The organism is Dyadobacter psychrotolerans (assembly GCF_004349265.1).
Taxonomy (GTDB): Bacteria; Bacteroidota; Bacteroidia; order Cytophagales; family Spirosomataceae; genus Dyadobacter; species Dyadobacter psychrotolerans.
This window is the reverse complement of record NZ_SMFL01000007.1, coordinates 284,625-298,910: the sequence shown is the minus strand read 5'-3', so window position 1 is coordinate 298,910 and position 14,286 is coordinate 284,625. Positions and strand designations below refer to the sequence as shown.

The 14,286-nt window shown below is 44.4% G+C and carries 7 protein-coding genes; all 7 read right to left on the bottom strand.

The annotated features are described in order from the left end of the window. Window positions 1-52: 52 nt before the first annotated feature. The 7 genes from E0F88_RS20205 to E0F88_RS20175 all read right to left on the bottom strand — a co-directional run bounded on the left by E0F88_RS20205 (window position 53) and on the right by E0F88_RS20175 (window position 14,275). Entirely contained in the window at window positions 53-775 is a 723-nt protein-coding gene (locus tag E0F88_RS20205; RefSeq protein ID WP_131960084.1) for an SGNH/GDSL hydrolase family protein, read from the bottom strand. A 74-nt stretch (window positions 776-849) separates the two neighbouring features. Beyond that, the gene (locus E0F88_RS20200; protein ID WP_131960083.1) at window positions 850-2,859 is read right to left on the bottom strand and encodes an FAD-dependent oxidoreductase; all 2,010 of its coding nucleotides are present in this window, start codon (window positions 2,857-2,859) and stop codon (window positions 850-852) included. 46 nt (window positions 2,860-2,905) lie between these two features. Beyond that, window positions 2,906-4,345, bottom strand: coding sequence for a RagB/SusD family nutrient uptake outer membrane protein (locus tag E0F88_RS20195; protein WP_131960082.1), 1,440 nt, complete (start codon window positions 4,343-4,345; stop codon window positions 2,906-2,908). A gap of 31 nt (window positions 4,346-4,376) precedes the next feature. Continuing rightward, entirely contained in the window at window positions 4,377-7,424 is a 3,048-nt protein-coding gene (locus E0F88_RS20190) for a SusC/RagA family TonB-linked outer membrane protein (RefSeq protein ID WP_229213842.1), read from the bottom strand. 235 nt (window positions 7,425-7,659) lie between these two features. Further along, window positions 7,660-10,140 carry a hypothetical protein gene (locus tag E0F88_RS20185; protein WP_131960081.1) on the bottom strand — a complete coding sequence of 827 codons (2,481 nt, stop codon included), beginning with the start codon at window positions 10,138-10,140 and terminating at the stop codon, window positions 7,660-7,662. Window positions 10,141-10,171: 31 nt separating this feature from the next. Continuing rightward, on the bottom strand, window positions 10,172-12,574 hold the full coding sequence (locus E0F88_RS20180) for a hypothetical protein (RefSeq protein ID WP_131960080.1): 2,403 nt from the start codon (window positions 12,572-12,574) through the stop codon (window positions 10,172-10,174). 15 nt (window positions 12,575-12,589) lie between these two features. Next, window positions 12,590-14,275, bottom strand: a complete 1,686-nt coding sequence (locus E0F88_RS20175) for a RagB/SusD family nutrient uptake outer membrane protein (RefSeq protein ID WP_131960079.1) — start codon at window positions 14,273-14,275, stop codon at window positions 12,590-12,592. Between the last annotated feature and the right edge of the window lie 11 nt (window positions 14,276-14,286).

The window sequence follows — 14,286 nt, the reverse complement described above, 5'->3', positions numbered from 1 at the left end:
TAATTATTTTAAGTTAAAAAAAGGAATAGATCTGTATTTATATTCTTGAAAATCAATATTCTAAAAGACGTTTCAGGAAGGCCGGATAACTTTTACCTTCAAGCCCGCCGCCGCCGTTGGTAATGCTGTCACCAAAGCAAACAAGCCTTTTGTAGGATGCGTTGGTGCGGATCAGCGCCTCGTAAATCGCAACTGCCATTACACGGTAGCCGTCAGGAGTTGGATGCACACCGTCGGTCTTTTCACTGTTCAAAGCATTCTGGATCAAACTGCTACTCTCTTCACCTACATTTCCGACCTTATCAAACACCCGATGCATGTCCAGAAAGTGAAGTCTATAGTCTTCAGCAGCCTTTTTGATGCCGGCATTTACTTCATCCTTGCGCTTACGGTGACCGTCGGTTCCATAAAAAGTCTGAGGATGGCGGGTATAGACATAAGGTTCATGAACAGGCAATATAGACATAAGCATAATCTGGCTTTTAGCACCCAGAATCGTCTCGATAATCTTTCTGAGATTTTTTTCGTATTCAGGAAAAGGAATATACTTCCGGCTGTTCATGTCGTTTGTCCCAATCATCAAAATCGTCATATCGGGTTTGTAAGCCAAACAGCTTTTGTCAATTCTTTTTAACAGATCGACGGTATTTTCCCCTCCTACTCCTGAATTAATGATAAAAGGCTTTTCATCAACAGGATTCGACAGCGACAAATCAGCCGTTAAAGCCAGTGACGATGTTGCAAGGGTCGTTTGTAAAAACTGTCTTCTTTGCATGAGTTTTTATTTTAAAGAGACCAGAACTGTAAATCTGTAACCTCTGCATAAAAAGATATCTTAATTCAAAATTGCTACTTGAAATCGGGCACCAAAAGCACGGCATCTGCGAAAACAAGACCATCTGTTCCGCTGTTTGAAATTTCAACATAAGCATTTTTTCCAGGCTGGAAATTATAAGTTCCCAGATGAAACCATTCACCTGAGGTCTGTCCGACAACGACGATATCAGATTCCTTTACATTAATTTCCTTTTTTGTCTTACCGTCAAACAAACTCAACTTAATCTGAGATGACATATTCGGTAGTTTCGGGAAATAAATATAGGCGTTGTACTTACCTGCTTTTTCAACCTTCGGGGTGAATTTCACCGTTTGCAGGTCTTTGGCAGCAGCGTCAGACGCCAGGAAAGTAGGACCGTAGCCTCCTTTGTTTTGAATGCTCCAGTTGCCTGTAACGACCACACTCGTTTTATCTTCATTGTCTGCAAGCACATCTGCGTTCGAACCGTTCGACATTGGATTTACTTTCAGCTGAGCCTGCAGCTTTTTAACATCAACTTTCTGTACACTCGTTTTTTTATCAATGGCCATCACAGCTGCAACAGATGCAGATTGCGCCAAAACCATAAACACAGGTTCCATGCGGATTGAACCGTAAGCAATGTGTGTCGCCGACAAACAAACCGGCACCAGCAGATTGCTGCACTCTTTTTCCTTCGGAACAATGGATTGGTAAGAAATGGGATACGGTCCAAAACCACCCACTTCAACATTTCCTTCATTTTTCACCATTCCGTTTACTACAATCCGCTGAATGTTATGGGAATCCATTGTATAAGCAGCCATTCCGACACCATCTTCCACTTTTTCCTTACCTTCACAATTGGCCTGAGTCATGACGTAATTGCCAACCATCCGTCTGGCTTCGCGGATGTATAATTGTGGCGACCAGTTACCAGTATCGGTGTATTCATCTTTTGGATACCCCCATTTCAGCATCTCCTGACGAAGTTCCTGAGGAACCCGCGAATCGTGTCCGACGAAGTACAATAGCCCTTTCGTATAAACTTCGTGGTCCCGAATGATTTCTGCGCGTTTTTTATAGTCGCCATCGGGATATTCATAATTCATCCCGATCATGTCTGTCGAAAATCCGTTGCGGTTGTTTATATCCGTTTTATTGTTCGGCATCCTGCTCCAGATAAAGTAATCATTCAGGGTTTTCCTCTCAGGCTGTTTGTTCATGAGCCTGACCAAAAGTTCATATCTGGTAGAATCATAACCAGCGGGCCGGGTAATTGGAACCTGATTTTTCAGATCAGAAGTCAGACAGATCCTGTAATTGTAAGCCTGTGCTTTTTTGTCCCCCGTACCGTTTGGCAGTAAGTTCTCATTTGAAATCCCCCAAAGCAAACCACTTTCCGGTTTTCCCGGAATTTTGTAAGGATCAATTCCATTGGGAAACTGATGTCCCGTCATCAGCTGAACACCATTGATGGTTTCCTTATAATCTGCATTATCTTCCCGGCCTACCGCATACGATACCCCCGCACGGGCCATCAGGTCGCCTTCATAAGTGCAATCCATATAAACTTTTGCACGAATGGTTTGATTCGTAGAGGCTTCCGGCTTGATGCTATTTTCCAACACGATCGATTCGATACTTCCGTTATTTTTCTGAGCTGAAACGATCCTGTTCAGATAGAGCACTTTGATTCCGGCTTCATCAAGGTATTGCTGAAGGTATTTTTTAGCAACATGCGGCTCAAAGATCCACTGCTCGAATTTGCCGTAATGTTTACCGATGCGTCTGTAAAAATCACGTGAAAGGCCCGAAATCGCGTATTTGTTCCCGATATCCGTTTGCCCCAAACCACCAGAAGTCATCCCGCCAAGGTGTGTCCCGGGTTCGATGAGCACCACTGACTTACCCATTTTTTTGGCGGTGTAAGCAGCAATGACCCCAGCGGAAGTGGCGCCGTAGATACAAATGTCAACCTGAACCGGGGCTTCAGTTTTTGACTGAAACCCCGATAGAAGAAATGCGATTAAACAGAAGGTATGCGCCAGTGTTATTTTCATTTCAAATAGTTTTTATACTGACAAAATTCAATGTTGATTCCCCATATCAATAACCAGGATTTTGATCCGCTGCTGTTATTGCTTTGTTGTACAAAAGTTCGGAATTCGGAATCGGCCACAACATGTGTTTATCCGCAACGACGATATTCTTCACTTCCAGAATGCGTTGTTTTGCTATACCCAGCCGTTTAAGATCATTCCAGCGTTTGCCTTCATACATGGTTTCGTAACCTCTTTCCTGAACCACCTTATCGATGAACGATGTTAGTGTAGGAAAATCGGAAAGTTTAAAATCAACCGCAGAAACTGCTCTTGAATTAACTCCGTAAGCACGGCGGTGCACTTTGTTTAAACTTTCGAGTGCCTCAGCGGTTGGTGCTTTGGCGGCACGGGCATCTGCTTCTGCGTGGAACAAAAGCAGATCGGCGTAACGGTACCAGGGATAGTCATTACCTGCACCGGCGGTTGCGGCAGGATCTCTGTATTTTCTAAACAAACATGAATTTGGCCCTAAACCGATATCAACATTATACAAGATATGTGCTTTACGAAGATCTTTTCCATCCCATTTTTTTATCACAGAATTTGAAACTGAATCGGTGTATTGTGCATACACGCCACCCGGCCCGTAATAAGCATAAGGCCCGATTTTACGGTGCGCATAACTTACAAGCCCAAATCCCTGCTGACGTGAATACTTAAAGTAAAATATTTCCTCTGTCGTGTTCACGATTTCAGGACCGTATATTTTCTGAAAATCTTCCGAAGTTGTTACTTCAACCAGCGAATATTTATTTCCGTCAATAACTTCCTTTGATTTTGTTTTGGAAGAAGCCCAGTCCTCCTGATACATGTAAACATCGGCCAATAGCGTTTTCGCCGCCCACTTGGTAGGTCTTCCTATTTCCATCGGGGCATCCGGCAAACTCTTCTCTGCTTCCAGTGCATCGGCAAGAATTAACTTGTAAACGTCAGCCACACTTGATCTTGGAACATCGGGCACCGTCATGTTTTCTTCCGTACGAAGCGGAACTCCGGCCCAGTTACGAACCATTGCAAAGTAAATCAGTGCACGCAGGTATCTGGCTTCGGCCACAAAAACTGCTTTTTCAGCAGCCGTCGTGCTTGTTCCTTTTGGTACATTGCTGATCACCAGGTTTGCATTTCGGATCGACTGATAAAAGTTATCCCATATCACACCTACCCGGTTGATATTGGTGTTGTCGAGTCCCTGGTACAGACTCACAGCCGTTTGCGTTCCGCGTGAATTTCCATAATCTGCCAATCCTTCAAGCTGTGCAGGGTAATTGGTGGAAAGACCGTTATCAGCTCTCATCGGGCCATAAATGGCATTAACCGCAGCTTTTGCTTCGGCTGCGGTATTATAAAAGTTTTCAGACGCCAGCGACTTTGGATGCTCCACAAGCACATCCGAGCAGGACGCCAGGACTGTCGCTAAAAATAAGCAGGTCAGTATTTTATTCATGATCTATATTTCTTTAATGTGATAACCTGTGTTAAAATCCTACTCTCAGTCCAACCGTAGTTGTTTTTGCAGCCGGGTATACATAATGGTCAACTCCCTGAACAAAAGAGTTTCCACTGCCGTAAGAGTTTACTTCCGGATCATACCATGAATATTTGGTAAATGTGATCAGGTTTTGTCCGCTTACATAGATTTGAGCACGTGTCAGCCATTTGATATTCAGGCTCGAAACCGGCAGATTGTAACTCAGCGAAATGTTTTTGAAACGCAGATAAGAACCGTCTTCTACAAAACGATTTGACATCTGCGCCTGAGAAGACGTTCTGATGATCGGATATTTTGCGTTGGTATTTGTGGGTGTCCAGTGATTCAGGTACACTTCTCTTGGCATATTCAAAGCCTGGCCGTAGTCATAACCCTGTCCCTGTAAACTCAGGTTGAAAATATCATTTCCTTCCGACCCCTGAACAAATACGGTCAGATCAAAGTTTTTGAAGGTCATGGTGGAGTTAAGTCCGTAAGTGAACTTAGGATTCGGGTTACCAATTATCCTTTTATCACCTGCATCACGCGTTCCGCTGTTGTTGAAATCCTCATAAGCGATAAAACCTTTATCGTCATATCCTTTTTCAACATAACCATAAAAAGAACCCAACGGATAACCTTCGCGAAGAATGTTCACGTTGTCGTTTACAGCTGCACCAATGGTCGAACCCAAAATATCGTTTCCGCCATACAGTTTCACAACCTTGTTTTTGTTGATCGAAATATTTCCACCCAGGTTCCATTTGAAAGCGCCTTCCAGCACAGCCGCATTTATACCCAGTTCCAAACCTTTGTTCTGAATTTTACCCACATTCTGAATCGTGAACGTGTAACCCAGCGAAGACGGAAGCGACACGTTGTTTAAAAGATCGCGGGTGTTTTTGATGTAGTAATCCGCCGTCAAAGTGAATCTGTTGTTCAGCACACCGAAATCAACTCCAAAATCAGCCTGAGCAGTTGTTTCCCATTTCAAAGGTCCCGCCAGCCTTGTTCCCGGAGCATAATAGATGTTAAGTGCATCACCAAATACTACTTGATTTGAAGCAAGCTGGTTTAAGGTAAAATATGGATTGATGGACGTATTACCCGTTTCACCATAGCCGGCACGCAATTTCAGGTCAGAAATAAAGGAGATATTTTTTATAAAATTCTCTTCTGATATCCTCCATGCAAGAGCAGCGGACGGGAAATAACCCCATTTTTGTCCTTCGCTGTATCGGGAAGAACCATCGGCCCGGAAACTTACGGTTGCCAGAATTTTGCTGTTAAAAGTATAATTTATCCTTGCCAGATAAGAAAGCAAAGCCCAGTTGGAATAGGAAGAACTCGGTACATTCTGCGTTGCAGCTGCACCAATGTCATAAGTTTCCTGATTGTCACTAATAAACCCGGTTCCCGAAGCATTAAAACTTGTTGCGGTATAATCCTGATAAGTAAAACCAGCAACAGCTGAAATGCTGTGTTTGCCAAAATCTTTCAGATAACTTACTGTATTCTCACTAAGCAGGTTGCTTACCTGTGCCGTTCCGATACTTGCTGCACCTTTTGAATTTACAAATTTGGTAGTTGTGTAAGTATCTGTTTTGTCATCGGTGGTTTCAATACCCGCTAACGTTTTAAGTTGCAAACCCTTGATTGGTTCAAAGGTTACAGAAGCATTGGCCAGAATTTTGTTCGAACGAATCTTGTCTGAAAACTGCTCAAGATAGTTCAATGGATTGGTGATCACGTTAGACCCCCAGGCATACGCTTCTGCCAGCCTTGAATAACTTCCGTCAGGCAAAGTCGGTGCAATGGTTGGATAACCGGACAACATCGCCGACATCAGTGTTCCCCCACGATTACCTCGCTCTGAATTTTTACGGTCTGAGTCAATCCGGCTTAAAATTGAACTCAGATCAAATTTAAATTTCTTGCCAATATCTGAGCTCAGATTGACACGAAGTGCATTACGGACGTAATCACTTCCTTTTACGATACCTCCCTGATTAAAATTACTGGCGGCAACCGAAAACCGTGTTTTGTCGCTTCCGCCGCTAACCGTTAAAGAGTGATTCTGGATCGGTGCTTTCTGGAAAACAACATCCTGCCAGTCGGTTCCTTCACCAAAACCATTGATCTGATCCTGAGTAAAGTGCGCAGGTAAACCGTCATTAGCAGCCTGTTCGTTATAAAAGTTTGCATATTCCGTAGCGTTCATCAGATCGATCTTTTTACGGACTGACTGCACACCGTAATAACCATCGTAATCAACAGTAACTTTTCCGGATTTTCCGCGTTTTGTTGTGATCAGAACAACACCGTTTGCTCCCCTCGAACCATAAATTGCCGTTGCAGAAGCATCTTTCAAAACTTCAATCGATTCGATATCCGCATTGTTCAGAAGTGTCGGGTTACCAGAATAAGGAAATCCGTCGACCACATAAAGCGGCTCGTTACTTCCCTGGATAGAGTTGGTTCCGCGCACACGAACACTGATGGCACTTCCGGGCGCTCCTGTATTTTGAGATACGTACACGCCCGCAGCACGGCCGGCAAGCGATTGGATCAAATTAGTCGCGGGATAGGCATTTAATTCAGTAGATTTGATAGAAGCTACGGAACCGGTAAGGTCGCTTTTTTTAACCTGACCATAACCGATAACCACAATTTCCTGTAATGATTTATCTTCCAGCGCCATATTCACGGTGATGGCTGTCTGGCTTCCCAGCACGACCTCCTGTGATTTGTAACCTACGAAGCTGAAAACCAGTACAGCATCCGTAGACGCCTCAGGAATATCAAGCTGGAAAGCACCTTCCCCATTTGTAGTCGTTCCGGTTTGCGTTCCTTTAAGCACAACACTTACTCCCGGCAAACCCTGGCTCGATTCGTCCAGCACTTTTCCTGAAATACTTTTGACAGCAGCTCTCCTACCAGTATTCGTATCCCGGCCATAGCTGATCATCGTAAAGGACAAAATGCAAATCAGCTGTAAAAAAGCAGTCCGCATCATCCATCCCAATACCCTACGACCCTGTAGTGGTTTTTTCATAGAATTTAGAAGTTGTTTATGTTAAAATTTAAAGTTTTCATCAATAAAAGCATACAAAAAAATTGATGTTTTTTATGATTAAATGTGACGATAAAAACAGTGCATGAACCTTAACTAATTTTAATATAAAAAGAGCATCACCTGTTGACCGAAGACATTTGATCTGATCATTCGATTATCGGTGATGCACTTTTAATGTAAATCCTGCCAGATCCGGCGGGATATTTTATCAATTCTATTCGTAGATCAGCCAGGAAGTTGCTTTGCAATCCTGGTTTGCTGCAAACCTTATCCAACGCGACTGGAAGGAATCAGGGAAAACGTAATCCACCGTTTTGCCGGCAGGTACCACTATTTCCTTATAAGTCATCCACGGACCATGTCCAACCGGCTCGGCTTCAATTCTAAATGTTACGGGCTGTTTCAAATCGTGCGAAAGTTTTAGTTTTTTCTTATCATAAAACCCAATCAGGTACGGATCGGAAGCGACATCTTTTTTCACCTGACTGTCTTTCCACGGACCGCCCTGCCCTACCGGCTTACCGAGTTTCCACAGGTCGTCAATCGTTCCGGCCCAGACACTCGCCTTGCCATCCGCTGACTTGATAATGTGCTCACCTGCTTTGGCATCGCTGTTCAAACCTGTCATAACCAATAAACCTCTGTAAGAAGCAAAGTCATAAACACCCATCTGGTGAGAGGAAACCGGCCTGATCTTGGCAAAACCATCTGCATTTTCAGCAGGCAGTTCATAAAAAGTACCGTGCACGTTCATCAGATCACGCTCCGTAGCCACTTCCCTGGCAACCCTAAGCAGGTTTTCATTTGTCTTGCCTGTGAAAGCGGCGTTGCCCAAAGGCAGCCTCCATCTTCTTTTCAGGTCATCAACAATAAGTACTGAAGATTCATCAATCGTTACGACATTGGTTGGAATAGCGAATTTTTCACGGATGAAAGAAGCCGTTTTAGTATCGTTTTTCTTTTCCAATTGCATGGCGGCGTTTAACTCGTAGTAACCGCTTTCCGAGAATTTACCATTGGAAACTTTCCCTGCAAGCAAACCAAGTCCTCTGCGGTTATCACCTAAACCATACATCAAACCTGCGGAATAATCTGTGCTGCTCAGCGCGGCAATGCCATTAAACATCGGATCAGCAGCTTTCGTAAATCTTCCGGTATCCGTGTATGAAAAATGAATCGTAGCTATGGTCGACTGGCTGCTTGTTACGCGAACCCACTCCCCTTTTTCAGCTGCATCAAAAACAATGGAAACCGCTTTTCCAGGCTCTGCATTTACTGTTTTGATGGTTGTCCACTGGTTTGTACCGTTTTTATCCGTTTCAAATTTGAAAGAAACAGCTGTGGTTCCTTCATTCAAAACCCAGCCCATGCGGTGCTGCCAGCCTGCAAAAAGGAAAGGTTCAGAAGGCTTTGTTCCCGTGTTTTCTGAAATCCAGATAGCACCTTCTGCCGTGTTTGGCCCCAGCTGATCGGGTTTTGCCAAAGGCGTAAACCAAAGATTGGAATTAGATTGTCCCGGACCTTCGATATCACCTTTTGCTTTTCTTTTGTTCAAAAATTCTTTCTGGGCAGAATCGTCACAGCCAAAAACAATCTGGTCCTGCCAGCGTGCAAAGTCTCCGATCACTTTCAAATACGCCGATCTCGGACGAATTCCGGCTGTATTTTTTGAGGTGAAAGTTCCGGGAAAGTGCCAGAACATTCCGTGCATCGTCATCAGATATTCCGGTTTGGCTGCAGTCCCGACATCACGTATACGCGGCCATTCGGTGTTCCAGCCATGTGCTCCGTCGTAAGTATGGCTCGCTTTTGGCAAACGGTAAAATGTCCAGTTGCTGTTATCGCGCACCCCCAAAAGTACCGAACGGTGATCCCAGCCAGTTGCCCAGATCGGATCCGTTGCCGGATTTTTATTTCCATAAATACCACCCGGCCCGGTTACCTCCACAAATTGGTTGCGACGAACAACCTTCCAGTTTTTACCATCCCATTCCGACAATGAACCTGACTCGATATCAAATTGCGTAAGTGCCTTAGGACCGGACTCTCCATTGTTGGAAAATACCATCACACCCAGTCCGGAATAAAGACCTTTTCCGTGTGCACCTGGCAATAGCAAACCTGCCGGGTTAGGTGAGGAATCTGTCTTCTTTTTATTGGCTACGTTTCCGTCTTCATAAAGCATCGTAGGTTTTAATGTTTTTACATCCACATCGTAAAAACCTTCTTCCATTGTTCCATAGTAAATTTTACCGGCCGGATCTGTAAGATGCCTTGCATTTCCGGTATGGCGTCCGGGCATGGTTTCCCATGGAAGGACGCGTACTTTTCCTTTTGCATCAATGGCGTATGGTCCGATAAAGAGCTGGTTACTCTCCGGGTGGATCATGCGGTTGGCAGGCGTTCCGCCTATACTTTCCTCCCGTACGATCTGCTTGTGATCCGGCGTGATCTCATACAATTTATCGGATGAACCGAACGGCAGGTGGGGCCCGTAAGTAACTACCCAAAGACGGCCGGCCCAAGGTACAACCGCACCCGTTCCGCATTCGCCCTCATTGTTGTACATTGCCAACCCCGGATAAACCCCGCTGATAAATGGCTGTTTTGCTGTTTGTGCCTGTAATGGATTAAGACTTGTAACAGCCATTGCAGCTGCCAGAATTGCGGATATTACTTTCCGTTCTTTTTTCATATTCTAAAATTCACTTTATTAAAAACTCTGACTATTCGTATTTAAACCAGGCGGTTGCCTTGCTGTCCTTATCGGAGGTTACACGTACCCAATGTGCGTTAAAACCTTTTGGAAAAACATGGACAACCTCTTTTCCTGCGGGCACTTTGATCTGCTGATATTTATTCCAGCCGTTGTGTCCAAAATCAATTTCTATTGTAAACACTGCATCCTTATCCGAACTGAATGTCACCTTCTTTTGGTCATAGCCAGTCATCAGGTAAGGCAGCGAAGCTTCACCGGCTTTCACCTGAGTATTTTTCCAAACGCCGCCTTCACCAATCGGTTTGCCCAGTTTCCACAGATCATCAATTGCCCCAAACCAAAGTCCCGACTGTCCATTCTGACCAGCAAAATAGTGTCCGTCTGCTTTGGAAGTTTGACCTGTTCCGCTTAGTACAAGCAGCCCTCGCCAGGTACAGAAATCAACGATTTGTTTTTTGTGGGTTGTGATCGGGCGCATCGATGAAAATCCGGCATCACGGGGAACTTCATAAAAAGTGCCGTGCGCGTTAAACATGTACCGTTCCGACATCAGCTCGCGACGATCTCTCGGCCAGCCTGCGGTAAATGGCTGGTCATACTTGGCAGAAGTTTTAGGCAAACGATAAGTACCGGTTTTGTCTTTTACAATCACAGAAGCCTCATCGGTTTCAAACTCTCTTGTCAGTTTACAAAGTTCTGCCAATTCCTTTTCCCGGCTTTCGGCAGGTTTGGAGAAAGCAAGCTTTTCGTCAACTTCATAATAAACAGGTGCAGGAGAGGAAATATCCAGGAACTGAAGGTTTTTGTTGTACGCTGCCGGACGGATCAGCCCTGCTGTAACCATCCCGGTTTCATCAATTCCTGCAAGTGACTGAAACATTTTGGCAGAGGCCGCCGAATCATGCCCTTTTCCCTGGTAATGAAAAAAAGCAGAAGCGACACAGTTCTGATCGCTTTTGATACGAACCCAGGTTGCAGCAAAGTTGTCAGGAAAAATATGATATTGGTAACCGGAAGACGGAACAGTGATTTTGGAATACTCTTTCCAGTTGTTATCTCCTTTTACATCAATTTCAATGGTAAACTTTACATCCTTCCCCGAATCCTGATTAAGGTGCAGGATTTTTTTACCAAAACCATTGATCAGAAAAGCGTCCGAAGCTGTATTGGCCGTTACCTGATCATTCATCCAGATTCCGCCCCAGCCACTGGCTGCTCCCCATTCTTTGAGTTCTTCCGACTTACCAAACCAGATATTGGACTGCGAACGGCCGGCCATTGGATTTTGTAAAAGACTGGTCTCGTCAGAGGCAAGAAGCAGCTGCCCATTCCAGTTGGTAAAATCAGGAATGTATCTTAAATGACTGGAAACCGGCAAAATGCCGGATGTATTTGATGCAGTAAATGTTTTGGGAAAATTATAAAACATCCCGTGCATGTCCATCAGCATTTTTCCGTTCCCGATTTCTCTGATCCTGGGCCATTCGGTATAAACACCGGTTGATCCGTCGTAGGTGTGGGTTGATTTTGGCAGACGGTATGTGCTCCATTTTCCGCTGTCAAGCAGTTTCAGTATTACCGAACGTTTGTCCCAGCCAATGCTCCAGAGCGGACTTTTATCATCCGGCGAACCATAAATTCCACCCGGCCCTGTCACATCGGTAAACTGTTTACGCTCGATGATTTTCCAATCCTTTCCATCCCAGGAAGCCAGAACGCCCATATCCTCTTTGGACTTCGGAGCGCCGCCAACCTGTAAGTCTTTTGAATCCAGGTTCCAGTTTGCACGTTCACCGTTGTTTGCCAAAACAAGCTGTCCCTGAGCCGTGTAACCGCCTTTGCCGTGCCAGCCGGGAATGGGGTAAGTGAACAGCTTATTGACTTTCAAAGTGTTTACATCCGCTTCATAAAGCGCTCCTTCCATTTCGTAGTAATACACTTTGTTGGCCGGATCTGTCAGGTGTCGCGCCGTGGCGGTAAGCCTTCCCGGCATCTGTGATGGTGGAATTGTTCTTACTTTGCCTGAAGCATCAATCAGATACGGACCGATCAGCAGCTGATTGGATTCCTTGTGAATCATCCGGTTAGCAGGAGTTCCGCCCACACTTTCCGGGCGGATTTCCATATTCAGCTTATCGTCAATTGTATAAAGTTTATCCGAACTACCTTCCGGACAATGCGGCGAGTAGGTGATCATCCATAACTTGCCAGCCCAGGGAACCACCGCACCTATCCCGATCTCAATCCCGTTTCCGGGATTTTTGATACAGGGAATACCATCTCCTTCATTAAATGCTGCCAAATGCGGATAAACACCGCTGATCTGCAAAGGCTTTTTTGTTTGTCCAAAGGCAATACCGGACATAAACAGGCTTAGTGAAAGCCCTAGTGCAACATTTCTGATGTTCATGCGTGTTCCTGAAATTTAATAGTTTGGATTTTGTTTCAGGCCACTTGTTAAAATTTCAGTGGTTGGTATCGGCCATAAATACTGGCGCGTTGCGTCAAACTTGCGAACAGCAATTTGTTTGATTAAACCGGCAGTAAACATCGGTGTAAAATCAGCAGATCCATCTTCATCGATAACCGGTGTGGAAGGGAAAAACCAAAGACCTGGCTTTACTACCTTCGTGCGAAGATCAGCGGGATCCAACAGACCGTAATTGATTTTATTCAATACTTTTTCGGCCAGCTTCCAGCGGATAATATCCATATACCGGATCCCTTCAAAAGCAAATTCCATGCGGCGTTCGATCCGTACCGCTTTTCTCAATTCACTTTGAACCTGTGTTTTAACAGCAGGATATGTTGTGGCAGATAGTGCTACACCATAAGCCCGTGCACGAACTGTATTAATTGCATCCAGAACAGTCTGGTCAATTTCATTAAGCTCAATTTTCGCTTCTGCATACATAAGCAAAACGTCAGCATAACGAATGAGGATTTTATCGGGCTCGACGGACCACGAATTTAAAAGCCAGTCACTGTCAACACCTTTTTTCAGAACCAAACCATTAAAAGAAGCAAACTGTGCTACCGAACGCGTGTCTTTGTTTTCAACATATTTGTTATCTGCAACTTTGAAAACTGTCAGAGAATCCGGATGCGGCTGGTAGGTGTATCCCAAAAAGCTGGTTTGAAATTCAACGATTGTCGCTTTACATCTTGGATCACGGTTTAGAAATGGCCTGCGGGGATTGTAAAGAGGTGATTTATCAATTGGTAAACCATCTGTGCAAAGAAAAGAGCATAACAGATCCCATGAAGGATCTTTTGCTGCAAAACCACCAGCATTTCTGGTAACATAATTCTGTGTATCACCCTGAACAACCTTCAACGCAATGGAACGCGGAAGCCCGAAAATGGTTTCAACAGAATTTTTTGTTTTTGAAATAAACAGGTTGTCAAAATTGCTATGCAGATTATAAAGTTTTAAATCCATACAGGCCTTTGCAGCAGTTTTCGCCGTCGCCCAATCACCCATTTGCAAGGCAATCCTTGCTTTCATTGCATAAGCTGCACCCGCAGAAGCTCTTTTCAGTTCCGAATTGCCATAAGTTGTTTTCAGGGTCCCAGCGGCAAAATCAAAATCAGCATAGATTTTTGGCAACACCGTTGTTTTGTCTTCTTGTTTCAGTGTTAAAGCTTCCTCGATATCAAGGTCTTTTTCTGTATAAATGATGTTTCCATAATGCGAAAGTAACCGAGAATACTGGCAGGCACGTACAAAACGTGCTTCTGCTGCGTACCGGTCAATTTGAGCTTTGGACAAAACTGCAGCAGCCCTATCGACGCTTGAAATAACAATATTTGCCCGAGCGATCGCTTTATAGGTATTTGTCCACCAGGTTTTGACAAAATCCGTTTGACCGTTAAGGCTGGAACCTGTAATTGGAGAAAGGGCATCCCTGTAAATGTAATCGTCGGCCCATTCTTCGCTGTCGACCATCCAAAAAGCATCTTTATACAAACCGTTTAAAGACATTTCTATTTCTTCTGCCGTGGAATTCCAGGTTTCGCTAGAGCCATCAGACAAAGGATTTAAGTCCAGTGTACCACAAGAGGTTATCAGGATCGTGCAAATACACGTAATGAATATTTTCAATTTCATAATTTCTCAGT